Origin of the sequence: Pseudoxanthomonas sp. SE1, from assembly GCF_029542205.1 — a bacterium.
Taxonomy (GTDB): domain Bacteria; phylum Pseudomonadota; class Gammaproteobacteria; order Xanthomonadales; family Xanthomonadaceae; genus Pseudoxanthomonas_A.
In genome coordinates, this window is the sequence record NZ_CP113783.1 from 1,198,918 (window position 1) to 1,223,077 (window position 24,160).

Sequence of the window (24,160 nt, forward strand, 5' to 3'; positions counted from 1 at the left end):
GGCAGCGCTTTTCGTCCCCATTGTGATGACCATGACCCTGCCGATCACGCTCGCCGAAACCCGTCTCCTTCTGCCCGCAGGCCTGGACCCGTCCGGCCTGGATCGCGCCTTCGGCACCCTGCTGGGGCCGGGCATCGATTTCGGCGACCTGTATTTCCAGCATGCCCGCCGCGAGAGCTGGACCGTCGAGGACGGCATCGTCAAGGACGGCGCGCATTCCATCGAACAGGGCGTCGGGGTGCGCGCGATCTCGGGCGAAAAGACCGGCTTCGCCTACTCCGATGACATCAACGCACCGGCCCTGCTGGATGCGGCGAAGTCCGCGCGCGCGATCGCGCGCGATGGCGCTGCGCATTCACCACGCACGCTGGTGCGCAGTGGCGGCCGCGCGCTGTATGCCGGCGATGATCCCATCGATGCGATGGGCAATGATGCGAAGGTCGAGGCATTGCGTGCGGTGGACCGTTTCCTGCGCGCCGCCGACCCGCGCGTGCAGCAGGTCACCGTCAGCCTGTCCGGCGGCATCGACACCGTGCTGGTCGCGCGCAGCGACGGCGTGCTGGCGTCCGACGTGCGTCCGCTGGTGCGCTTGAACGTGCAGGTGATCGTCGAGCAGAACGGACGCCGCGAATCCGGCTACGCCGGCATGGGCGGGCGTTACGGTTATGCAGAACTGTTTGCCGACGGCAAGCCGGAAGACCTCGCGCGCGAGGCATTGCGACAGGCACTGGTGAACCTGGATGCCATCGACGCGCCCGCCGGCGTGATGCCGGTGGTGCTGGGCAGCGGCTGGCCGGGCGTGCTGCTGCACGAAGCGGTCGGGCATGGACTGGAAGGCGACTTCAACCGCAAGGGCACCAGCGTCTACGCGGGCCGCATCGGCCAGCAGGTCGCATCGAAGGGCGTCACCATCGTCGACGACGGCACGCTGCCGGGCCGTCGCGGCTCGCTGAACATCGATGACGAAGGCACGCCGACGAACTGCACCACGCTGATCGAGGACGGTGTGCTGGTGGGTTACATGCAGGACACCCACAACGCACGCCTGATGGGCGTGGCGCCCACCGGCAACGGCCGGCGCGAATCGTTCGCACACCTGCCGATGCCGCGCATGACCAACACCTACATGCGGGCCGGGCAGGACGACCCGGAAGACATGATCCGTTCGGTGAAGAAGGGCCTGTATGCGGTCAACTTCGGCGGCGGCCAGGTCGACATCACCAGTGGCAAATATGTGTTCTCCGCCACCGAGGCCTATCTGATCGAGGATGGCCGCATCACGGCGCCGGTCAAGGGCGCCACGTTGATCGGCAACGGGCCGGAAACCATGCAGAAGGTGAAGATGGTCGGCCACGACCTGGCGCTGGACCAGGGTGTCGGCGTCTGCGGAAAGGATGGCCAGAGCGTGCCGGTGGGCGTGGGCCAGCCGTCATTGCTGATCGAAGGGTTGACGGTGGGTGGGACGAAGGCGTGAACCGGTGGGCGCATGTCCTTCTCCCTTCGGGAGAAGGTGCTCGCAGGGCGGATGAGGGTACGGCGAAGTCCTTGATGCTCACGTCATACGGACTTCGCCGTACCCTCACCCCAACCCCTCTCCCGAGGGGAGAGGGGCTAGAGCGCGTCGTCTTCGTTGCCGTCCTGCGCAGCGCTGGCGTCGGCCAGCAGCTCGCGCACTTCGCGGAACAGTTCGCGGAACGCGCGCGGCGGCTTGTTCTTCGCGCGTTCGTCGTTGGCATTGCGTACAAGTTGCCGAAGCTTCTGCCGGTCGGCCGTGGGGAACTCGTCCAGCAGGTCCGCCAACGCCTCGTCGCCACCGGACAGCAGGCGGTCTCGCCACTGTTCCGCGCGATGCAGCAACGCCGTCTCGCGGCGCGCGGCCTCGCCACCCTCGTCCATCGCATCGCGGATCGCTTCCAGCACTTCGTCGTCCTCGCGCCGCATCTGCTTGGCGAGGAACTGCAGTTGGCGCTTGTGCGCGATATGCGAGGTGATGCGCTGCGTCTCGACGATGTGCGGCATCAGGTCTTCGGGAATCGGCAGGCGCGCCAGTTGCGCGGACGGCAGCGCCACCAGCTTCTCGGCAAGGCTGCGGATCTCCAGCGCCTCGCCCCGTTGCTGGGTGCGGCTGGGGCCGAGGAATTCGCCGGTTTCGGGGTCGCGTCCGCGCATCGTGGAGCCTCTCTTTCGCTTCCGCCGCATCGCGTGGAAGCCTGATCCAATACCGATCCGGCGCCCGGGCGCGGATCACAGGACACAAGGATAAAGCATTGAACGCCACCGCCCTGACTTCCGCCGACGACAGCCTGGCCCGCCTGGAACGCCTGGAGGTGCTGTCGCAGCGTCTTCTCGAACGTGCCAGGGCGCAGGGCGCCACCCAGGCAGAGGTGAGCTGCAGCGAAGAAACCGGGCTCAACGTCAGCGTCCGCCTGGGCGATGTGGAAACCGTGGAGTCCACCCGTGACCGCGGCATCGGCGTGACGGTCTACTTCGGTCAGCGCAAGGGCAGTGCGAGCACGGCCGACCTGCGCGAGGAGAGCCTGGAAGCCACGGTCGCACAGGCCTGCGCCATCGCCCGCTACACCGAGGACGACGAAGCGGCCGGCCTTGCCGATGCCGCGCTGATGGCGCGTCCACAGGCGGATGGCGCGTTCCCCGACCTCGACGTCTGGCATCCCTGGGCGCTCGACATGGACCGTGCCGTGGATCTGGCGTTGGCCTGCGAAGCGGCCGGGCGCGAGGCGGACGCGCGCATCGAGAACTCCGACGGCGCATCCATCGGAAGCGGCGAAAGTCTGTCCGTCTACGCGAATTCGCACGGCTTCATCGGCCGCGAGCGCGATACGCAGCACACCATCGGCTGCGCGCTGATCGCGGGGCAGGGCGATGGGATGCAACGGGATGGCTGGTACAGCACGGCGCTGTCGCACCTGGAACTCGAGGATCCGTCGGCCATCGGCCGCAAGGCCGCCGCGCGGACCGTGGCGCGCCTGCAGCCGCGCTCGCTGGCGACCGGCGAATACCCCGTGCTGTTCTCGGCCGAGGTCGCGCGTTCGCTGATCGGCCACCTGCTGGGCGCCGTTTCCGGCGGCGCACTGTACCGGCGCGCGAGTTTCCTGCTCGATCATGTGGGCCAGCGGATCTTTCCCGACTGGTTCGCTATCGAGGAACTGCCGCTGCTGCCGCATGGCCTGCGCTCGGCAGCATTCGATGCCGAGGGCGTGGCGACGAAGCGTTCGCACCTGATCCGCGATGGCGTGCTTGAGCGCTACGTGCTGGGCAGTTACTCGGCGCGCAAACTGGGCTTGCAGACCACCGGCAATGCCGGCGGCGTGCACAACCTGCAGGTGAAGGCGAACGCGGGAGATTTCGACGACCTGCTCGCCGGCATGCGCACCGGCCTGCTGGTCACCGAGCTGATGGGGCAGGGGGTGAATGCGGTGACGGGCGACTATTCGCGCGGCGCGGCAGGCTTCTGGGTGGAGAACGGCGCGCTCGCGTACCCGGTCGACGGCATCACCATCGCCGGCAATCTCAAGGCCATCTTCGCCGGCATCGAGGCCGTGGGACGCGATGTGGACCGCCGGTCCCATGTCGGCGTCGGGTCGATCCTGGTCGGCCGGATGACCGTGGCGGGCGAATGACACCGGCCGGCGACGAGTGGCCTACGGCGACACCGTTACCCGTTATGCTTGGCATGCGGAGTGCTGCGGGGGTTCGCAGCGCTCGACCGCCCACCTCACCAACCGGGGATCCACCAGATGAGCGAATTCGACAACGTCACCGCACCGCCTCCGCCGCCGGCCGCAGGCGACGCACCGCAGGACCAGCGCACCATGGCGCTGCTGTCCCACCTGCTGGGCATCGTCACCGGGCCGATCGGCGCGCTGATCATCTGGCTGATCAGCAAGGATGACGCCTCCAAGGGCTTCGTTACCGACCAGTCCAAGGAAGCGCTGAACTTCCAGATCACGGTGTTCATCGCGTTCGTGATTTCGTGGATCCTGGCGTTCGTCCTGATCGGCCTGCTGCTGATGCCGCTGATCGGTATCGCCGCGCTGGTGCTGTCGATCATCGGTGGCGTGAAGGCCAACAACGGCGAAGCGTATCGCTACCCGTTCGCGCTGCGCCTGATCAAGTAAAGCGCGCGTACCGTTACATGGAAAAGCCCGGCAATGCCGGGCTTTTTTCTTTGAGCGCCGGCAGGCCCGGCGGGTCAATGCACGCGACGGACCGCCATTTCGCCGAGTGCGTGCAGCGCATCGGCACGCGCGTCATGGCCCACCAGCGCATCGCGCATCGCGGCAGCCAGTTCTTCCAGCTTGGCCTTCGCACCGTCCATGCCCAGCAGTGCGGGATAGGTCGACTTGGCCTGCGCCACATCCTTGCCGGCGGTCTTGCCCAGTTGCTCGGAACTGGCTTCGATGTCGAGGATGTCGTCGCGCACCTGGAACGCCAGCCCCAGCGCGGTGGCGAAATCATCCAGGCGCGCGAGCGTGCCCGTGTCGGCGCCACCGGCCTGCGCGCCCATCCGCACGGCGGCGCGGATCAGCGCGCCGGTCTTCAGTGCGTGCATGCGCTGGAGCGCGTCCAGCGTCTGCTGCGTACCGGTGGCGTCGATGTCCAGTGCCTGCCCGCCGCACATGCCGGCGGCACCGGACGCACGCGACAGCGTGGCCAGCCAGTCCACGCGCAGCAGGGCGGGTGCATCGGCGCACGCCAGGTGCTCGAACGCCAGCGTCTGCAGGGCATCGCCGGCCAGGATGGCGGTGGCTTCGTCGAAGGCGATGTGCACCGTCGGCTTGCCACGACGCAGATCGTCGTCGTCCATCGCCGGCAGGTCGTCATGCACCAGTGAATAGGCGTGGATCAGTTCGACTGCGGCGGCGGGCGCATGCAGCGTGGCTTCATCCGCCTGCAGCAGCGTGCCGCTGGCGTAGACGAGCAAGGCCCGCATGCGCTTGCCGCCCCCGAGCACGGCATGGCGCATGGCGGCGTGCAGGCGCTGAGGCGCCGCATCGGCTGCTGGCAGCACGCGGTCGAGATGGGTCTCCAGGCCCGCCGCCCACGCGGCGAAGCGGGGATCAGCGGCCATCGGGGGCGGGAGCGGGGGCGAATGCTTCGCCGTCCCCGGGCTGTTCCGGATCACTCAACAACCGCACGCGCAGTTCGGCCTGTTCGAGCGCCGCCTGGCATTGCCGGTACAGGCCCACGCCGCGCTCGTAGGCCGCGAGCGATGCTTCCAGGCTCAGGTCGCCGTGTTCCATCTTCTCGACCAGTTGTTCGAGTTCGTCCAGCGACTGCTCGAAGTGGGCGACGGGCGAAGCGTCGGGGGAAGTTTTCTTTGCCATGCCACAAGTGTGGGGATCGGTGGCGGTCAGGTCAACGCGACGCCGATTCAGCCGCGTTGCCAGACGAGGCGGGTGCCTTGCGCGCGCAGCCAGACATCGCATTCCGCCGACAGCGCCACATCGCCCGCCGCCCACAGGCGGTCGCCCTGCCAGATGAGCGGAAGATGCCGGCGTTCCCACGGAGGAATGCCGAGCGACTGCAACACGTCCTTCAGCGCATGCTGGTGCGAACGGCCCGGCAGCGCGATGCGTTCGCCGCCCTGGCGCGCCGTCAGCCGCAGCGGTGGCCCGAAGCCGTGGTGCGGGCCCTCCAGCGACAGCGTGCCGCCATCGGGCAACAGGATCGGCGCCATTCCGTCCCACGGGGTCTGCCAGTGCACCGGCAGGGCGGGGCGCTGCCGTTCGGCATGAAGCAGGCCACGCCAGCGCCGCACGACCGCGCCCTGCCAGGCGAATTCGGCCTGCGCGTCCGCCCGTGACGCCAGCAGGTGCGCCTGGATCTGCGCCACGCCCTCGGCCGGGAGTGGCGGCAGGGAAAGCGTTTCGATCCAGCGTCGAAGCGTGCGTGCACGCTGCGCGGGGCCGGCTGCGCGCAGCGGCGCGACATTCAAGGCGGCGGGATCCGCCGTGGCGGCGGACGCCAGGAGCTGCCCGTCCAGCGGCTCCAGCAGTTCGACGGTTTCCGCGCTGAGCATCGCGCTGCGTGCGAAGGCCGCGTCCGCGTGCGGCCAGCGCTGCCGTAGCAGGGGAAGGATCTCGTGGCGCAGGAAGTTGCGGTCGAAGTCGGTGTGCGCGTTGCTGGGATCCTCGATCCATTCCAGCGCGAATCTCCCGGCATACTCCAGCAGCGCCTCGCGCGGTGTTTCCAGCAGCGGACGCCATTGCCATCCCGGACCAAACGCGCGCCATGGCCGCATGGCCGCCAGTCCATCGGGACCTGAGGCACGCAGTGCGCGCAACAGGAAGGTTTCCGCCTGGTCGTGGCGGTGATGCGCCGTGGCGAGGATGTCGCCGGCATCCATGACAGAGGCGAACACCTGCTGACGCGCGCGTCGTGCGGCGGCTTCGGTTCCCTCGCCGCGCGTGGTATCCACCTGTACATGCCGCACCTGCAGCGGTACGTCCAGCGCGGCGCACAGGGCCGAACAGTGCGCCGCCCACACATCGGCGTCCAACTGCAGGCCATGGTGAACGTGGATTGCCGCAAGCCCGTTGCGACGATGCGATGCGTCGTAGGCCAGCCGGTGCAGCAATGCCGTGGAATCCAGTCCGCCACTCAACGCGACCCATACGCGGTTGTCGGCACGTGCGGGCAACAGGAGCAGGGGTGATGGCGCGGCATCCATGCACGCATGCTAGCGGCGATGCGCGCAGCTTGCAGCACAATGTGATGGGTGTTGCGGTTTTCGCTGTCGTTGACGGGATCTGAACCGGCGCACCTCGACCATGTGCATGCATGCACACGAGGAGCCGCCGTGAATCCTGCTTCCACAGGCACCCGCGACAACGAACGTCAACGCCAGCATGCGCTGGATCGCTATCACGCCGTGGACACCTTGCCCGTCACGGCCTATGACGACCTGGTGGGGCTGGCTGCCATGATCTGCGGCACGCCCATCGCGGTGGTGTCGCTGATCGACCGCGACCGGCAGTGGTTCAAGGCGCGCATCGGCCTGGATGACCATGAAACCACCCGCGACACCGCAGTGTGCGACCACGCCATCCGGCAACCGGACGAACTGCTCGAGATATCCGACTTGAGCGAAGACCAGCGCTTCGCCGGTTTTCCCATCGTCACCGGCGATGTCAAGGCCAGGTTCTACGCCGGTATGCCGCTGGTGGCCGGCACGGGCGAGGCATTGGGCACGGTATGCGTGGTGGACACCCACCCCCGCCGCCTGAGCAACCAGCAGAAGGCTTCGTTGCGGGCGCTGGCACGGATCACTGTCGCACTGCTGGATGCCCATCGCATGCATCACGAAAGCCAGGCGGTCGTGGCGCTGCAGGACGGCAGCGAGGAGGCGTCCGTCGCACGAGGCGAGCCGTGGTGCGTGGCGATCGTGGAAGCACAGGGCATGTCCGAGGCGGCTCGCCGGCTGGGTGAGCGCACGCTGGAAAGGACCCTGCAGGAACTCGCATCCCTCTTCGACGCCTGCGTTCGCCACGACCTTGGCGACCATGTCAGTCGCGTGACCGACAGCGCCGAGTTCGTCGTCCTGCTGAAGGGAGGCAGCACGGAGACGAGGATCGAAGCGCTGCGCAAGGCCGCACAGGCCGCGCGGCAGCGACACGGGATGGAGTTGCTGGTGGGCACGGCGTCGGCTTCTTCGGCCGACGAGGCGTTGTTGCACGTCTACCTGCGCGCGGAGGAAGACCTCAGCCTGCAGAAGGACGCGCTTGCGTATCGTCGCGACGCAGCTTGAGCGGATGCCGGATGCTCATCGGAGTTGCTGCAGGATGACGATGAGCGCGGCGATCCAGCAGGCACCCACGAACAGGCCCAGCACGAGATGCTGGCTGACGCCGGTGCGGTGGAAGTGCCAGCGGTTCACCGCCAGCGCCACCAGCACGGGTAACGCGAAAAGCACGGTGGGCAGCAGCCACCAGGGTAACGAAAGCAGGTCCATGGCCACCTCCTGCGCGTGGATCGGCGATGCGCCGATCGCTGCATGCATCATCGCGTGTCCACCGTCCCTTGGCATTGATCGCGATCAACCGTCCGTCGCCTGATGCGGGCCGGGCTAGTCCTGGAGCGTCGCGAGTTCGCGCTTGGCCACGGCGATCCAGTCCTGTTGCTCGCGGCGGTAGTAGCGTGGCGCCGCGTCGGATCGGTCGAGGATTTCCTGGAACACCTCGCGTGCGCGCACCTGCTCCCCGTGCCGCTTCAGCAGCAGGCCGAAGCGGGCGCGGGCTTCCTCGCCGGGATAGCCCTGCACCACGGCTTCGTACTCGTGGATGGCGGCGGCCGCATCGGCGGTGTCCTCCACGGCGCGCGCATACAGCAGGTGGCCGTCAGCGGACCGGAAACCCGGATTGGCTGCGATCAGCGCATCCAGCGTATCGCGCGCCTTCTGCGCCTCGCCCATGCCGAACTGCGCCTTCGCCAGTCCCAGCATCAGGTCCGGCTCGGTGGCATACAGGCCTTTGAGTGCCTGCTCGTACAGTTCGGCGGCGTGCGTGTAGTCGCCGCTGCGCAGGCTTTCTTCCGCCAGTCGGCGACGGTTCTCCGGCGTGTCCGCGGCCTTCAGCAGCCTGGCTGCGTCGCGGCGGTCGCGCTCGGGATCGATCCGGTTGCGCACGTTGCGCACCGTTCGGCGCGCCGAGGGGTTGTGCCGCAGGTCCGGCAGGATCTCGGCGATGAAGTACACGATCACCGCGATGAACGAGAACACGAGCAGGATGAAGACCCAGTAGAGCGGTCTCCCGGTGCGCACCACGTGCACGCAGCAGACGATCTGGAGGGCGAAGGAGAGCAGGAGGAGTGGACTCATGCGGGTAGCGCGGCGCCGTCGGCGGAGCGTCAAGCATCCGTCATCCACGTGGCCGGCGCCAGCGGGTGGCAGGGAGCGGTTGAGGTTGACCGCCTCCGCCCGCGTGCGGACCCGCGGGTTGTGCGGCATCGGTCACAGCGGCATGGACATGCCTCTGCGACCATGCCGCGTCCCGCCATTGGATGGCGTGCCACCGCATCTCGGGGAGAGAGGCCGTGGCGCCGCCGACGTTCCCCACGCGTCCCCAAGGAATCGGTATCCCGATGCATCGCCCCTGTCCTGCAGTCTTCCTGCATCGCCGAGTGCTGGCGTCACTCGTCGTATTGGCCTCGATGTCGCTGGCGGCTTGCTCCGCACAGCCCGGTGAAGCGCGTGATGCCCCTTTCTGGAGCACCGCACGACCCACTCCGGGATCCCCGCCCGGTCAGGCGCTGGACCAGCAAGCTGCGGCCGTTGCCGCCGAGGCGCAGGCCGCGCCACCCCGGAACATCAATGTCGATCCTGTGCCGCCGGGCCGCTACCGCATCGCCAGCGTGCTGAGCGGGTTGTGCATCGAGATCCGCGAAGGCAGTACCGCCAACGGAGCGCCGCTGGTGCAGTCCGCCTGCGAGGGCACGCTGCACCGGCAGTTCTTCGACATCGCCGAGACGACGGCCGGCCAGTACCGCCTGCGCAACCTGCACACGCAGAAGTCAGCGGACATTCCCGCGGGCTCGGGCGCCGACCATGTCATCGTGCAGCAATGGGACGACAACGGCAGCGGCGCGCAGCGCTTCCGCCTGCAGCGCGTCGACGCCAGCGACCGCTATCGCATCGTCAACGTCAACAGCGGCAAGTGCCTGGGCATCGTGGGTGCGTCGACGATGGCCGGTGCGTCTGTCGAGCAGGTAGCCTGCGCCGCCGTGACCGCGCAGCAATTCCACCTCGGCGCCGGCGAGCCTCAACCGGTGCGGCAGAACGGATCGCAGCCGCTGATCCCACCACCGCGGCCAGTACCGCCTTCTGCGAGTTACCAGCCCTTGCTGTGGCCGGATGATGTGGCGCCCGTGCACTACACGCAGGACGACGGCACGCTGGTCACCCACGTCGGCGGACGCGTGCGCGACCGCCACGCGCGCGAGCCCATCGTCGATGACAGCTACCAGGTCTTCCCGCCCCAGTACTTCGAACGGCGCACGCACGAGATCGTGATCCACGACGATGCGGTGCCCGGCACGTCCGGTGAGCAGCGCATCCTGACCATCGTCGTCAGGCCGCAGCACTACTGGTACGGCACCAATTTCCGCCACGGCTACATCGGCCGCCGCAGCGAGGATCCGCTGGAACCCACTTCGGTCGCGCTCTATGCCGACAACGGCGGCATGAAGCTGTTGCCCGGCGGCATCGCGGCGCAGACGCCGATCGCGAACTACGCGCAACTCGGGCAGGATCCCAACGCCAACTACACCCCGCCGGCCGGCACGCCGGGCAATGCCTTCGTGCTGGTCAAAGAGATCCGCACGGCCGCCAACGACGCCCACCGGCCCTTGCGCAAGGGCGACCTGGTGGAGTTCGAGCTGGGCATCTTCCTGGCGGGCAATCCGGATCTCATCGGTCGCTTCAACTACTACGCCGAGGCGCTCGTCTACCGCGCGGGATCGCACGGCATCGTGTCCTGGTTCCGTGGGCCCGGCTACGGCGTGCAACGTCCGCTGGACTCGCTGGCCATGCCGGCGGAAGCACTCAGCGCCGGGCCGTGGATGACGCTGCACGAGGATACCTCCAGCGAGCCGTTCCGGATGCTGCAGCAGGCCTCGCACAACATCGCCGGCTACAACATGCAGCCATGGGCCGAAGGGCGCCGGCTGATCCATACCTCGTTCGCGAGCGGCCGCCACTCGGAGGAAAGCAACACGGTGTTCGCCGCGCATGCCGGCAAGACCGCCCCGCGCTTCTCGCAGACGCGCTGCGTGGACTGTCATGCGGGCAATGGACGCAGTTCGCCCGTGGTCGGTGCGCCCTTGGACCGGCTGGGCGTGTTCGTCGGCGTGGCCGGCGCAGGCACGCAGGCGCCGGATACGCGCTTCGGCCAGCGCCTGCAGCAGGGCACCTATCGCGAGGCAGGAGCCAACGTGGACGGGCGCGAAGCCGAACTGGTGCTCACCGGCTACACGCAACTGCCAGGCCAGTACGGCGATGGCACCGGCTATGTGCTGCGCCGGCCGAACTACGCCCTGCGCGACCGTGCTGGCCAGCCGCTGGCGTTGCCCAGCGCCTTGTCGGTACGCGTGGCGCCCTCGCTGACAGGGCTGGGCCTGCTGGAAGCAGTGCCCGAACAGCAACTCGAACGTCTGGCGCTGGCGCAACAGGGCGATCCCGACGGCGTGGCCGGCCGGCTGCAGATCGTGGCCGATCCACGTGACGCCGGTGTCAGTCGCGTGGGCCGCTTCGGCTGGAAGGCCGCTGCCGCCACGCTGGAACAGCAGACCTCGCTGGCGTTCAACACCGACATGGGCGTCACTTCGCCGCTGATGTCGTCGCTGGAATGCGCGCGTGGCAGCGAGGGCACGGCCTGCGCACAGGTCAACAGCGGCAGTGCGAAGCTGACCGCAGCCGACATCCACCAGACCACGCTCTACCTGAGCCTGCTGGGCGTGCCTCCGAAACGGGACTTCGACAACCCGCAGGAGCAGGATGCACAGGCACGCGCCCGGCAATTGCGCGTCAAGCGCGGCGCACAACTGTTCGAAGCCGCCCGTTGCAGCACTTGCCATACGCCGGAATTGCGCACGGGCCATCACCGGTTCGCCGAACTGCGTTACCAGACCATCCGCCCGTACAGCGATCTGCTGTTGCACGACATGGGCCCCGGGCTCGCCGACACCTATGTCGAAGGCCGCGCCACCGCACGCGAATGGCGCACGGCACCGCTATGGGGCCTCGGCCTGGCAGCCACGATCGATCCGAATGTCCGCTACCTGCACGACGGCCGCGCAGCGACGCTGGAAGAAGCCGTGCTTTGGCACGGCGGGCAGGGCGCGGCGGCGAAGCAGCGCTTCGAGGCGATGAATGCCGAGGACCGTCGCGCGCTGGTGGAGTTCCTCAGGTCGCTGTGAACCAGCCAGGCTGCACGCATAGAAAAGCGCCGGACAAGCCGGCGCTTTGCTGGTAGGCCAAGCGTGCCGCCTCAGGCGGCTTCGTACGCGCCGTAGCCGCGCAGGCGCTCGTAACGCTTCTGCAGCAGTTGTTCGACCGGCAACTGCTCCAGCGCATCCAGTTCGTTGAGCAGCACGGCCTTCAACCGCACCGCCATCTGGCGTGGGTTGCGGTGCGCGCCGCCGATGGGCTCGCGCACGACCTTGTCGACCAGGCCGAGCCCATGCAGGCGCTTGGCGGTCAGGCCCAGCTGTTCGGCGGCGTCCTTCGCCTTGGCGGCGTCCTTCCACAGGATCGAGGCGCAGCCTTCCGGCGAGATCACCGAATAGGTGCCGTATTCCAGCATCAGCGTGCGGTCGCCCACGCCGATCGCCAGTGCGCCGCCGCTGCCGCCTTCGCCGATCACCGTGCAGATGATCGGGATCTTCAGTTCGGCCATTTCCATCAGGTTGCGCGCGATGGCCTCGGACTGGCCGCGCTCTTCCGCGCCCACGCCGGGATAGGCGCCGGGGGTGTCGATGAAGGTCAGCAGCGGCAGCTTGAAGCGCTCGGCCATCTTCATCAGGCGCAGCGCCTTGCGATAGCCCTCGGGGCGCGGCATGCCGAAGTTGCGTGCGATCTTGCTCTTGGTGTCGCGACCCTTCTGGTGGCCGATGATCATCACGCTGCGGCCGTCGATGCGGCCCAGCCCGCCGACGATGGCGGAATCGTCCGCGAACGCGCGGTCGCCGGCGAGTTCCTGGAACTCGTCGCAGAACACCTTGATGTAGTCCAGCGTGTACGGGCGCGCCGGGTGGCGGGCCAGCTGCGAAACCTGCCACGGAGACAGGTCGCGGAAGATCTGCGCGGTGCGGATGCGCAGCTTGTCCTGCAGCGCGTGCACCTCGGCATCGACATTCACCGCCGGGCCGGTGCTGGCGGTACGCAGGTCCTGGATCTTGGCTTCCAGATCGGCGATGGGCTGTTCGAAATCGAGGTAGTTCGGATTCATCTGCGGGCCAGGGGCCGGAAAGGGGGAAAGTGTAGCCGAAGCGTCCGGACGGTCACGTACGGGGGTGTAGGGCCGTGATGCGGCGCACGCGCTGTATCAGTGGGTCCAGGGCCGATGGAATGCGGGCTTGGCCGTGCGCACGCCGGGCAGGGCGCGCAACGCGTCCAGCAGCTCCGTGTCCACGCGCACGGCCTTCTGGCCGTTGAGGTCCAGCATGCCGGCGATGGCGGACGTGCCCGCGGCCATCAGCAGGTCCAGCCGCAACGGCGTGCCGCCGGGCCGGTGTCGTGAAAGCAGCGCATCGACGCGCTGCCACAGGCCGGGCACGCGCAGGTCCAGGCGCAGTTGCAGGCGTTGCGCGTGCTGCTGACAGAGCTGGGTGTAGTCCCACACCTGGCGGATGCGCAGGCTGTAGCCGCCGCTGAACTCGTCCTCGCGCAGGCCGCCCTTGATGACGAGGACGCGATCACGCGTCAGCAGGGGGCCGAACTCGGCCAGCGCATCGGAGAACGCACTGCATTCGATGCGCCCGCACCCGTCCTCCACCTGCACGAAGACCTGGCTGTCCCCCTTGCGCCGCACTCCGACCACCTGGCCCGCGATCACGCAGGACACTTCGGGCCGCCAGCCTTTCTTCTCGCCCGGCGACTGGTTGGCCCAGATGGCGTCCAGGTTGCCCAGGTCGTTGCCGACCAGTGAGCGCAGGTCTTCGCGATAAGGATCCATCGGATGGCCGCTGAGATAATGTCCCAGCGTCTCGCGCTCACCGTGCAGCAACTGGGTCAGCGGCCATTCGTCGGTTTCGGGCAGGTCGACGTGGATGTCGTCACCGCCGCTGCTGGAGCCGAACATGTCGACGATGCCGGCACTGCGGTTCTTGCTGATCTGGTCGATGGCCTTCAGGACTTCCGGCAACTGCAGCGCCAGCGACGCACGGTTGCGGCCCAGTGCGTCCAGCGCGCCGGCGTTGATCAGTGCTTCCAGCGCGCGCTTGTTGAGCTTCGAGGAATCGACGCGTTTGCAGAAATCCAGCAGGTCGCGGAACGTCCCGCCGTCGCGGCGCGCCTCGACGATGCTCTCGCACACGCCCTGCCCGACGCCCTTCACCGCGCCCAAGCCATAGCGGACCGTGCGGGCGTCGGTGGCGACGAACATGAAATCGGAATGGTTGACGTCCGGCGGCAGCACGGTCAGGCCAAGTCCGCGCGCTTCGTCGAGGAAGCCGACCACCTTGTCGGTCTTGTCCATGTCGGACGACAGCGTGGCCGCCATGAATTCGGCGGGATAGTGCTTCTTCAGCCACGCGGTCTGGTAGGCGACCAGCGAGTACGCGGCGGCGTGCGACTTGTTGAAGCCGTAACCGGCGAACTTCTCCATCAGGTCGAAGATTTCGTCGGCCTTGCGCTCGTCGACACCGCCCTTCGCGGCACCCTCGCGGAAGATCTCGCGGTGCTTGGCCATTTCGGCCGGCACCTTCTTGCCCATCGCCCGGCGCAACAGGTCGGCGCCGCCCAGCGAGTAGCCGCCGACGATCTGCGCCATCTGCATGACCTGCTCCTGGTAGACCATGATGCCGTAGGTCTCTTCCAGCATGGTCCGCGTGCGCGGGTCGGGGTACTCGAACTCCTCGCGGCCGTGCTTGCGCTCGACGAACGACGGGATCATGTCCATCGGGCCGGGGCGGTACAGCGCGTTCAGCGCGATCAGGTCCTCGAAGCGATCGGGCTTGGCTTCCTTCAGTGCGCGGCGCATGCCCGTGGATTCGAACTGGAACACCGAGCCGGTGTTGCCATTGGCGAACACGTCGCGATACACGCTGGCGTCGTCCAGCGGGATCGTGGTGATGTCGACAGGCGGCAGGCCGGCGCGCGCGTGCCGCTGGTTGATCGCCTTCACCGCCCAGTCGATGATCGTCAGCGTGCGCAGGCCCAGGAAGTCGAACTTCACCAGGCCGACCGCTTCCACGTCGTCCTTGTCGAACTGCGTGACCGGATTCTTGCCGCGGCCGTCCTCGTCGTGTTCGGCGAACAGTGGGCAGAAGTCCGACAGCGGCGACGGCGCGATCACCACGCCGCCTGCGTGCTTGCCGGCGTTGCGGGTAAGGTCTTCCAGCTGGCGCGCGAGGTCGATCAGGTCGCGTACGTCGTCTTCGTCGCGGTAGCGGTCGATCAGCTCCTGCGAGGCCGCCTCGCTGCTGCCTTCGCCCATCGCATCCTTCAGCGACACGCCCAGGATGTTCGGGATCAGCTTGGCGACGCCGTCGACTAGGCCGTACGGAAAGCCGAGCACGCGGCCGGCGTCGCGCACCACCGCCTTGGCCGCCATCGTGCCGTAGGTGATGATCTGGCTGACCCGGTCGCGGCCGTACTTGCGTGCGACGTAGTCGATCACTTCGTCGCGCCGGTCCATGCAGAAGTCGATGTCGAAGTCGGGCATCGACACGCGTTCCGGATTGAGGAAGCGCTCGAACAGCAGGCCGTACGGCAACGGGTCCAGGTCGGTGATCTGCAGCGCCCACGCCACCAGCGAGCCGGCACCGGAGCCACGGCCCGGGCCGATCGGGATGCCGTTGTTCTTTCCCCACTGGATGAAGTCGGCCACGATCAGGAAGTAGCCGGGGAACCCCATCTTGCAGATGGTGTCCAGCTCGAAATCCAGCCGCTGCTCGTAATCCTGGCGCGTGTGGCCGGGCGCCAGCGGATTCTTCTCCAAGCGCGCCTTCAGCCCATCGTGCGACTGGCTGCGGATCCAGCTGTCCAGGGTCTCGTCGTCGGGCACCGGATAGGCGGGCAGGAAGTATGTGCCCAGCCGCATCTCGATGTTGCAGCGCTGCGCCAGCGCCAGCGTGTTGTCGATGGCATCCGGCACATCGGCGAACAGTGCGGCCATCTGTTCGCCCGACTTCATGTATTGCTCGGCACTGTAGTCGCGGGGACGCTTGGGGTCGTCCAGGACGCGGCCGGAGGAAATGCACACCCGTGCCTCGTGTGCCTCGAACCCGTCCGGTGACAGGAAGCGCACGTCGTTGCTCGCGATCACGGGCAGGCCGCGCGCACCGGCGGCATGCAGCGCGAACGCATTGAAGGCTTCTTCGCCGTCGCGCTGCGTGCGGGTCAGTTCCAGATGCAGGTCGTCGCCGAAGCTGCGCTGCCAGTCGGCCAGGTGCTGCTCGGCCAGGTCATGGCGCCCTCCTTGCGCCAGGCGCCCCGCCATGCTCTGCCGGCCCATGATGGCGAACAGGCCCTGGTGGTCTGCGCGCAGCCAATCCGGATGGATGGCGACGCCGTCGGTGCGGTGGCCTTCCATCCATGCGCGCGAGAGCAGGCGCGACAGCGAGAGATAGCCGTCGCGGTCGCGGCACAGCAGCGTCACCGGCCACGGCGCATCGCTGCCGTCGGCCACCATCACGTCGGCGCCGGCGATGGGCTTGATGCCCACGCCTTCGGCAGCCTTGTAGAACTTCACCAGAGCAAACAGGTTGTTGCGGTCGGTGACTGCCAGCGCGGGCATGCCCAGCTCGACCGCACGGCTCAGCAGGTTGGGCTGCTTGGCTTTCTTCGGATCGGCGTGGTCCGGTTTCTCGGGCACGCGGATGATCGAATCCGCGAGCGAAAACTCGGTGTGCAGGCGCAGGTGGACGAAACGGGAGGACATGCCGGCTCGGAAGGCTGTCGGGGCAGCGTACCGGCGGCGGTGGGGAGGGGCAAGGCTTGACTTTCCCGGGTCGACGGAATGTGCGCGACAGGGAAAAAGAAGCCGCCCACGGGGACGGCTCAGGGGAAAACCCGAGGGCTCGGGTGGGATGGCCCGCGTACGGATGCGCGGACGACTACCGGATCAGTGGATGCGGAACAGCGGCACCGGTTCCGGCGCATAGCTGCTGTCGCGTACGTGGCGCAGCTGGTGCTCCAGCGCTGCTTCGGCTACGCGCAGGACTTCCCAGTCGGCGCGGGTGAAATGCAGCGCATCACGCGGGCAGCCGCGCAGTTGGGCTTCGAGATTGCGCAGCCGGCGGAAATCCAGGTAACCGGCGGTCTCGTCGGCGATCAGGGTCCAGGTGGCCTCATCCATCGGGATCGCGGTGGGCGCGCCCAGCGTGGCCATCGCCTGCTGCAGGCGGGAGCGCAGGACGGGGTCGCGCGTCCAGTCGCGGTCGGCCAGCATGCAGCGCAGCAGCTGCATGCGTTCGTCGTCGATGGCATGTGCGGTGGAGGGTGGGGAAGGGGAAGACAGGGATGGGGTGGACCGGGTCATGGCAAGCCTCGTAGGGCCGGTTCCGGCGGGGGGCGGAACCGCGTGACCATGCTGCCTGCCTGCACATGCGCGCGCGTCTGCAGGAAGCCATCGTGACCATGGACAGGGTGTCGTCGGTCATGCGCCGCCCGGCGCACCCGCGACTATCGTGGCGCGAGAACGGCCCGCACCGGAGCGAAGCTGTGACGGTGGTGGGGACACGGCCCATGTGCCGCCAGCGCGCGCAGGTGCGCGGGCGTCGGATAGCCCTTGTGCACCGCGAAGCCGTACTGCGGGAAGTCCGCGTGCATCTGCACCATCAGGCGGTCGCGCGACACCTTCGCCAGGATCGACGCCGCCATGATGGCGGGTTCGATCGCGTCGCCGCCGACGAGTGTCTCGGCCATGCAATCGAGGCCTTTCGGGGCGCGGTTGCCGTCGATGCGCACCAGTTCCGGCAGCGGCTGCAGCGCGGCGATGGCGCGACGCATGCCTTCCAGTGTCGCCTGCAGGATGTTGAGGCGATCGATCTCGTCGGGCTCGACGAATACCACCTGCCACGCGAGCGCACGCGCCTGGATCAACGGGAACAGCGCTTCGCGCTTCGCTTCGCTGAGTTGCTTGGAATCGTTGAGGCCAGGGATGGGGCGTGACGCGTCCAGGATCACCGCGGCGACAGCGACCGGCCCCGCAAGCGGTCCGCGGCCAGCTTCATCGACGCCAGCGACCAGGCGGACGTCGGGCATCGGGAACAGCGAGGCTGCGGTCATCGCGCGATGCCCCCTCCTGTAGGAGCGACGTAAGTCGCGACCGCGGGAACGACGTTCACGCAAACCCTTCTTCTGGCAAGCAGGAGTGATGCGGGGGTTTCTACGGTGAGCGATGAAGACGTGGGGGCAGCCATGGTTTGCGGTCGCGACTTACGTCGCTCCTACAGGAGTGCGGATCAGCTCTACCACTGCATCGGCAGCGCGCGCCGACGCATCCTGGCGCAGCTGCTCGTGCAGTCGCAGATAGGTTGGCTGCAGCGAAGCGGCGGCTTCGGGTTCGCGGAACCAGCGCAGCACGGCCTTGGACAGCTGTTCGGGAGTGCAATCGTCCTGCATCAGTTCCGGCGCGATGTCTTCCCCCGCCAGCACGTTGGGCAGCGCATAGCGCTCTACCTTCAGCATCCCGAGGCCCTTGACGATGCGGTAGGTCAGCGGGGCGATGCGGTAGCCCACCACCATCGGCCGCTTGCACAGCATGGCCTCCAGGGTCGCCGTGCCGGAGGCCAGCAGGACGACATCGCTGGCAATCATCGCCTCGCGTGCACGGCCGTCGAGCAGGTGCCAGGCGGGGTCGACGCCTTGCGCGGCGATCTGCGCTTCCAGTGCCTGGCGGCAGGCGGCGTTCGCGGCCGGGATGATGATCTGCAGACCGGGGACTTGCGCGGCCACCCTGCGTGCCGCGTCGAAAAAGGCCGGGCCAAGCCGGCCGATCTCGCCCAGGCGGCTGCCAGGCAGCACGGCCAGGACGGGTGCGTCGGGCGACACGCCGAGTGCGGCGCGCGCGGACGCGCGATCGGGATCCATCGGGATCTCGTCCGCCATCGGATGGCCGACGAAGCGCGCGTCGACGGCGTGACGCGCATAGATCGGCGGCTCCATCGGGAACAGGCAGAGCACACGGTCCGCGCTGTGGCCGATCTTCCCGGCGCGCTTCTCGCGCCACGCCCATACCGAGGGACTGACGTAGTGCACGGTGCGCACGCCACGCATCTTGAGCCAACGTTCGACGCCGAGGTTGAAGTCGGGCGCGTCGATGCCGACGAACACATCGGGCTTCCAGTCCAGCACGCGCTGGCGGAACGCCTTGCGCAGGCGCAACAGGCGCGGCAGGTGGCGCAGCACTTCGGCCAGGCCCATCACGGCGAGCTCGTTCGCATCGAACCAGGTCTCGCAGCCCGCCGCACGCATCGCGTCGCCGCCGATGCCCGCGAACTCGGCACGCGGGAAGCGTTGCTTCAGCACCTCCACGAGCCCCGCACCCAGGCCGTCGCCGGACGCCTCGCCCGCGCACAGCGCGATGCGCAGCGGCCGCGCCGCGGGTGTCGCTCCCATCACCGCTGCAACGGCCGGTCGCCGCTGTCGATGAAGTGCAGCAGCGCCTTCACGTCGTCGCTGGCCTGGGCCTGTTCGGCCAATTGCTGCCTGGCCTCCGCCAGCGGCAGGCCGGCGACGTACAGCGTGCGGTAGGCGCGCTTGATGGCCGCGATGCGGTCGGCGTCGAAGCCGCGCCGCTTGAGGCCCTCGCTGTTGATGCCGCGCGGCCGGCCGGCGGCGTCGCCGGCGACCATGGTGAACGGCGGCACATCGCCGCTCAGCAGCACGCCCATGCCGATGAAGGCATGCGCGCCGACGCGGCAGAACTGGTGCACGCCGGCGAAGCCGCTCATGATCACCCAGTCCTCGACGGTCACGTGGCCCGCCAGCGTGGAGTTGTTGGAGAACACGCAGTGGTTGCCGACGATGCAATCGTGCGCCACGTGCGTATAGGCCAGCAGCATGTTGTCGCTGCCGACGCGGGTGATGCCGCCGCCGGTGCCGGTGCCGCGGTTCAGCGTGACGAACTCGCGCACCTGGTTGCGGTCGCCGATGACCAGTTCGACGCGCTCGCCCTTGAACTTCTTGTCCTGCGGATCGCCACCGATGGCGGCGTGCCCGACGAAAATATTGTCGCGACCGATCCGCGTCGGGCCAGTGACGGTGCAGTGTGGGCCGATCACGGTGCCGTCGCCGATCTCGACCTCGGGGCCGACATAGACGAACGGGCCGATGCGCACGCCTTCGCCCAGCGTCGCGCCGGGATCGACGACCGCGCTGGGATGGATGGCGGTGGGGGCGCTCATCTCAGCGGGTGTCCTCGGCGCACAGCACGTCGGCGCAGGCGACCTGTTCGCCGTTGACCGACGCCACGCCGGTATAGAACGCCATGTTGCGGATCAGTCGCTTCAGGGTGACGTCCAGGTCCAGCCGGTCGCCCGGCACCACCATGCGGGTGAAGCGCGCGTTCTCCACTTTCACCATGTAGAACATGCGGCCAGCGGTATCGCCCTGGTGCGACAACTGGGTCAACAGGCCGCCGGCCTGCGCCAATGCCTCGATGATCAGCACGCCCGGCATGATCGGACGGTCCGGGAAGTGGCCGGTGAAGAAGGGCTCGTTCTGGGTGATGTTCTTGTAGGCCAGCACGCGCTTGTCCTTCTCGAACTCCACCACGCGGTCCACCAGCAGGAACGGGTAACGGTGCGGCAGCAGCTTGCGGATGGTGGCCGAGTCGACGGGCAGTTGCAGGTCCAGGGTCATCAGGTTTCCTTGTCGGCCGCCAGCACGCGTCGTGCCAAGGCGTCCAGTTGCTTGAATCGGGCGGCGTTCTTGCGCCAGGTACGGTTGTCGGTGAGCGGCGTGCCGCTGGAATATTCGCCGGGCTCGGTGATGGAGCTGGTCACCAGCGACATGGCGGTGACCACCACCCGGTCGCAGATTTCCAGATGTCCCAGCACGCCGGCGGCGCCGCCGATCAGGCAGTAGCGGCCGATGCGCGCGCTGCCGGCGGCGGCGCTGCAGCCGGCCATCGCGGTATGCGCGCCGATGCGGACGTTGTGGCCGATCTGGATCTGGTTGTCGAGGCGCACGTCCTCTTCCAGCACCGTGTCATCCAGTGCGCCGCGGTCGATGGTGGTGTTGGCGCCGATCTCGCAGTCGTCGCCGACCACCACGCCGCCCAGCTGCGGCACCTTGATCCAGTGGCCGCTGTCCATCGCCAGTCCGAATCCATCAGCACCGATCACCGCGCCAGGATGGACCAGCACGCGCTGGCCCAGGCGCACGCGCGTGACCAGGGTGACGCGGGCGATCAGCTCGCAGCCGTCGCCCACGAGGCAGTCGTCGCCGATCACGCAACCGGGGCCGATGACGGCACCCTCGCCGATGACGCTGCGCGCACCCACCGTGACGAACGGACCCACATGGGCGCCCGGCGCGATGCGTGCGGTCGGATCGATCACGGCGCTGGAGTGCACTCCGGGCGCACGGTCCGGTTTGCTCTCGAACAGTGCGGCCATCCGGGCGAAGGCGGCGTACGGGTCCTTGGCGATCAGGACGGCGCCGGTGGCGGCATCGGCATCGTCCGCCCGCAGGACGACCAGGCTGGCCCGGCTGTCGGCCAACTGGGCGCGATAGCGGGTATTGGCGAGGAAGGCGAGCTGCCCGGCGTCGGCCCGCGCCAGCGTGGCGACGCCGTGGATGCGGAGGTCCGCATCGCCGCGCAGTTCGAGCGCGAAGCGTTCGGCCAGTTCGCCAGCGGTGAAGGATGGGGAGGTCATAGGGCGCGTAGTTTAGCCCCTGCGGCCCGCGAACCGCTTTCACGGTGGCGTATGGTGGACAGCAGACGGGGGGCTTGCGCCCCCCGTCGAATCGCCCGCATGGGCGCTGGGATCAGAACGCGCCGCCGAAGGTGAACTGCAGGCGTTCCAGCTCGTCGCCGTCTTCCTTCTTGATCGGGAAGGCGTAGCTGATCGAGATCGGGCCCACCGGCGCGCGCCACAGCAGCGAGATACCGGTGGATGCGCGCAGCTCGCCGGCATCGAAGTTGTCCACGCCGTCGAACACGTTGCCGAAGTCGAAGAACGCCGCAACGCGCGCGGCATTGGAGTCGAACAGTTTCGGGAAGATCAGTTCGACCGAGCCGGTGGTCTTCAGCGAACCACCCAGCGGCTGGCCGCGGTAACCGGAGATGACCTCCGATCGCGGGCCCAGGGTGTTGTCGCGGAAGCCGCGCACGGACCGCGTGCCGCCCGCGTAGAAATTCTCGAAGAACGGCAGGCCGGTCGCCACCAGCATCCTGTCCAGCGTGCCGCCATCGGCGCAGGTGCCGTCCGCCGCCGGCGGGGTCGTGGTTCCCTGGCCCGGGATCTGCGGGTCGGAACCGTTGACACGGCAGATGTAGCGGTAGATGTCCGAGCCGTAACTGTCGCCGTAGCCGATCTCGGCGCGGGTGTTCAGCACGAAAGCGGGGCTGAGCGACCAGTACTTCGAGAACTCGTAGTTGAGCTTGTAGTACTCGACGGTGGAGCCCGGGAGCGCGACTTCGGCCGAAATGCGCTGGTAGGTACCGCCCGTGGGCATGAAGTAGTCGTTGCGCGTGTCGCGGGCCCAGCCCAGCTCTGCACGCCAGGCATGGAAGGTGCGCTGGCCGACGGCATCGATGTAGTCGATGATCGCCTGCGGTGTGGAGCCGCCGAAGGTCAGGATTTCGTTGCTGTCGACGCCGAACAGCAGCGAGACGGTATCGTTCTCGGAGATCGGCAGGCCCAGGATGCCCTGTGCCGCAGCGCTGGTGGTGGAGTACTGGGCGGTGTTGAAGTCCGAGTAGTCGAACTCGCGCCACCACAGGTTGTAGCCCAGCGACATGCCTTCGTCGGTGAAGAACGGATTGGTGTAGGAGAACGAATAGCGCTGCAGGTAGTCGCTGCGCTGCGCTTCCACCGACACGCGGTTGCCGCCGCCCAGGAAGTTGTTCTGCGACAACTGGATCGACGTGGTCAGGCCGGACAGCTGCGAATAGCCCAGGCCGAACACGAAGCTGCCCGAGGTGGTTTCCTTCACGTTGAACACCACGTCGACCTGGTCGGTCGTGCCCGGGACGGGCGTGGTTTCCGCTTCCACGGTCTCGAAGTAGCCCAGGCGGCGCAGGCGCACGCGCGAGCGGTCCACGGCCACCTGCGAGAACCAGCTGCCTTCGAACTGGCGCATTTCGCGGCGCAGCACTTCATCCGCCGTGCGCGTGTTGCCCTTGAAGGTGATGCGGCGCACGTTGACGCGCGGCCCGGGCACCACCTGCAGGTTGATCGCGACGGTACGGTTCTCGCGATCGATGGTGGGGATCGGATTCACCTGGGCGAACGCGTAACCGATGTTGCCCAGTGTCGAGGTGATGGTGTCGGATGTCATCTCGAGCAGGATGCGCGAGAAGGTCTGCTCCGGCTTCACGATCACCAGCTTTTCGATTTCTTCCTTCGGCAGCACCGTGTCGCCGGTGACCTTCACGTCGGAGATCTTGTACTGCTCGCCTTCGGTGATGCCGGCGGAGATGAACATGTCGCGCTTGTCGGGGCTGATCGACACCTGGGTGGAGTCGATACTGAAGTCCACGTAGCCACGGTCCAGGTACCAGGAGTTCAGGCGCTCCATGTCGCCCGACAGCTTCTCCTTCGAGTACTGGTCGTCGCGGCGGTACCAGGACAGCCAGGTGCTTTCCTTGGACTCCCAGCTCTCCAGCAGGTCCTCGGCGGGGAACTTCTCGGCGCCGATCACGTTGACGTGCTTGATCTTGGCCGCCTTGCCTTCCTTGACGGCGATGGTCACGTCCACGCGATTGCGGTCGAGCGGGCTGACCGTGGGAGTGATCTCGACGTTGTACTTGCCGCGGTTGTTGTACTGGCGCACCAGTTCCTGGGTGACGCGGTCCAGGCTCAGGCGGTCGAAGGTCTCGCCTTCGGCCAGGCCGATGTCCTTCAGGCCCGTCAGCAGGTCTTCGGTCTTGATGTCCTTGTTGCCGGTGAGGGTCAACTTGTTGATCGCCGGGCGCTCGGTGACGGTCACCACCAGGATGTCGCCCTGGCGGTCCAGCTTCACGTCCTCGAAGAAGCCGGTCTTGTACAGCGCGCGGATCGACTCGGACACGCCGGCCGAAGTGACCTGGTCGCCCCGTTCGATCGGCAGGTAGGTCAGGACGGTACCGGTAGAAATGCGCTGCAGGCCATCGATGCGGATGTCCGTGGCGGTGAAGGACGCGCTGCCCAGCGGTTCGGCCATTGCAGGTGCGGCGGCGGGTTCCGTCGTCTGGGCCAGTGCCGGCATGGCGATGGCCGAAGCCAGGGCGAGGGCAATCAGGCGGCGGGAAGGCAGTCGCGTCATCAT

The 24,160-nt window shown here is 67.8% G+C and carries 20 protein-coding genes; 5 read left to right on the plus strand and 15 right to left on the minus strand.

Annotated elements, in window-relative coordinates:
• The first annotated feature begins 25 nt into the window (after positions 1-25).
• Positions 26-1,474, plus strand: coding sequence for a metalloprotease TldD (gene tldD, locus OY559_RS05485; protein WP_277729060.1), 1,449 nt, complete (start codon positions 26-28; stop codon positions 1,472-1,474).
• 137 nt (positions 1,475-1,611) lie between these two features.
• Here the strand turns inward: tldD and yjgA are convergent, their stop codons facing one another.
• Positions 1,612-2,169: a ribosome biogenesis factor YjgA gene (gene yjgA / locus OY559_RS05490; RefSeq protein ID WP_277729061.1), complete on the minus strand. Its 558-nt coding sequence runs from the start codon at positions 2,167-2,169 to the stop codon at positions 1,612-1,614.
• Between the two features lie 98 nt (positions 2,170-2,267).
• On the opposite strand from yjgA, the gene pmbA reads away from it, so the two are divergent.
• Together pmbA and OY559_RS05500 are read left to right on the plus strand one after the other, a co-directional pair.
• The gene (pmbA, locus tag OY559_RS05495) at positions 2,268-3,641 is read left to right on the plus strand and encodes a metalloprotease PmbA (protein ID WP_277729062.1); all 1,374 of its coding nucleotides are present in this window, start codon (positions 2,268-2,270) and stop codon (positions 3,639-3,641) included.
• Positions 3,642-3,758: 117 nt separating this feature from the next.
• Positions 3,759-4,139, plus strand: a complete 381-nt coding sequence (locus tag OY559_RS05500; RefSeq protein ID WP_277729063.1) for a DUF4870 domain-containing protein — start codon at positions 3,759-3,761, stop codon at positions 4,137-4,139.
• A gap of 74 nt (positions 4,140-4,213) precedes the next feature.
• On the opposite strand, the gene OY559_RS05505 is transcribed toward OY559_RS05500, so the two are convergent.
• From OY559_RS05505 to tilS, 3 genes are read right to left on the minus strand one after another with little or no spacing between them, the layout of a single operon-like run.
• Positions 4,214-5,092: a polyprenyl synthetase family protein gene (locus OY559_RS05505; RefSeq protein ID WP_277729064.1), complete on the minus strand. Its 879-nt coding sequence runs from the start codon at positions 5,090-5,092 to the stop codon at positions 4,214-4,216.
• Complete coding sequence (locus OY559_RS05510) at positions 5,082-5,348, minus strand: exodeoxyribonuclease VII small subunit (RefSeq protein ID WP_277729065.1); 267 nt, start codon at positions 5,346-5,348, stop codon at positions 5,082-5,084. Before OY559_RS05510 ends, OY559_RS05505 begins: the two co-directional genes overlap by 11 nt.
• A 47-nt stretch (positions 5,349-5,395) precedes the next feature.
• Positions 5,396-6,694, minus strand: coding sequence for a tRNA lysidine(34) synthetase TilS (tilS, locus tag OY559_RS05515; protein WP_277729066.1), 1,299 nt, complete (start codon positions 6,692-6,694; stop codon positions 5,396-5,398).
• A 129-nt stretch (positions 6,695-6,823) separates the two neighbouring features.
• Between tilS and OY559_RS05520 the strand changes: the two genes are divergently transcribed.
• The gene (locus tag OY559_RS05520) at positions 6,824-7,771 is read left to right on the plus strand and encodes a GAF domain-containing protein (protein ID WP_277729067.1); all 948 of its coding nucleotides are present in this window, start codon (positions 6,824-6,826) and stop codon (positions 7,769-7,771) included.
• 15 nt (positions 7,772-7,786) lie between these two features.
• On the opposite strand, the gene OY559_RS05525 is transcribed toward OY559_RS05520, so the two are convergent.
• Both OY559_RS05525 and OY559_RS05530 read right to left on the minus strand, forming a co-directional pair.
• Positions 7,787-8,026 carry a hypothetical protein gene (locus OY559_RS05525; RefSeq protein WP_277729068.1) on the minus strand — a complete coding sequence of 80 codons (240 nt, stop codon included), beginning with the start codon at positions 8,024-8,026 and terminating at the stop codon, positions 7,787-7,789.
• A 63-nt stretch (positions 8,027-8,089) separates the two neighbouring features.
• A complete protein-coding gene (locus OY559_RS05530) occupies positions 8,090-8,839 on the minus strand; it encodes a tetratricopeptide repeat protein (RefSeq protein WP_277729069.1) in 750 nt (249 codons plus the stop codon).
• A 302-nt stretch (positions 8,840-9,141) separates the two neighbouring features.
• Between OY559_RS05530 and OY559_RS05535 the strand changes: the two genes are divergently transcribed.
• Complete coding sequence (locus OY559_RS05535) at positions 9,142-11,934, plus strand: di-heme oxidoredictase family protein (protein WP_277729070.1); 2,793 nt, start codon at positions 9,142-9,144, stop codon at positions 11,932-11,934.
• A 71-nt stretch (positions 11,935-12,005) separates the two neighbouring features.
• Here OY559_RS05535 and OY559_RS05540 read toward each other — a convergent pair whose 3' ends face one another.
• The 9 genes from OY559_RS05540 to bamA form a co-directional block, all read right to left on the minus strand.
• Complete coding sequence (locus OY559_RS05540) at positions 12,006-12,965, minus strand: acetyl-CoA carboxylase carboxyltransferase subunit alpha (RefSeq protein ID WP_142123798.1); 960 nt, start codon at positions 12,963-12,965, stop codon at positions 12,006-12,008.
• Between the two features lie 96 nt (positions 12,966-13,061).
• The gene (dnaE, locus tag OY559_RS05545) at positions 13,062-16,619 is read right to left on the minus strand and encodes a DNA polymerase III subunit alpha (protein WP_277729071.1); all 3,558 of its coding nucleotides are present in this window, start codon (positions 16,617-16,619) and stop codon (positions 13,062-13,064) included.
• Between the two features lie 183 nt (positions 16,620-16,802).
• Positions 16,803-17,219 carry a hypothetical protein gene (locus tag OY559_RS05550; RefSeq protein WP_277729072.1) on the minus strand — a complete coding sequence of 139 codons (417 nt, stop codon included), beginning with the start codon at positions 17,217-17,219 and terminating at the stop codon, positions 16,803-16,805.
• A gap of 143 nt (positions 17,220-17,362) precedes the next feature.
• Positions 17,363-17,968, minus strand: coding sequence for a ribonuclease HII (gene rnhB / locus OY559_RS05555; protein WP_277729073.1), 606 nt, complete (start codon positions 17,966-17,968; stop codon positions 17,363-17,365).
• Positions 17,969-18,118: 150 nt separating this feature from the next.
• On the minus strand, positions 18,119-19,384 hold the full coding sequence (gene lpxB, locus OY559_RS05560) for a lipid-A-disaccharide synthase (protein ID WP_343228780.1): 1,266 nt from the start codon (positions 19,382-19,384) through the stop codon (positions 18,119-18,121).
• Positions 19,300-20,088 (minus strand): acyl-ACP--UDP-N-acetylglucosamine O-acyltransferase, encoded by a 789-nt coding sequence (gene lpxA / locus OY559_RS05565; protein ID WP_277729074.1) that lies wholly within the window; start codon positions 20,086-20,088, stop codon positions 19,300-19,302. The genes lpxB and lpxA overlap by 85 nt, the downstream gene beginning before the upstream one ends.
• 1 nt (position 20,089) lies before the next feature.
• The gene (gene fabZ, locus OY559_RS05570) at positions 20,090-20,545 is read right to left on the minus strand and encodes a 3-hydroxyacyl-ACP dehydratase FabZ (protein WP_277729075.1); all 456 of its coding nucleotides are present in this window, start codon (positions 20,543-20,545) and stop codon (positions 20,090-20,092) included.
• Complete coding sequence (gene lpxD, locus OY559_RS05575) at positions 20,545-21,564, minus strand: UDP-3-O-(3-hydroxymyristoyl)glucosamine N-acyltransferase (RefSeq protein WP_277729076.1); 1,020 nt, start codon at positions 21,562-21,564, stop codon at positions 20,545-20,547. Before lpxD ends, fabZ begins: the two co-directional genes overlap by 1 nt.
• Positions 21,565-21,676: 112 nt before the next feature.
• Positions 21,677-24,157: an outer membrane protein assembly factor BamA gene (bamA, locus tag OY559_RS05580; RefSeq protein WP_277729077.1), complete on the minus strand. Its 2,481-nt coding sequence runs from the start codon at positions 24,155-24,157 to the stop codon at positions 21,677-21,679.
• Between the last annotated feature and the right edge of the window lie 3 nt (positions 24,158-24,160).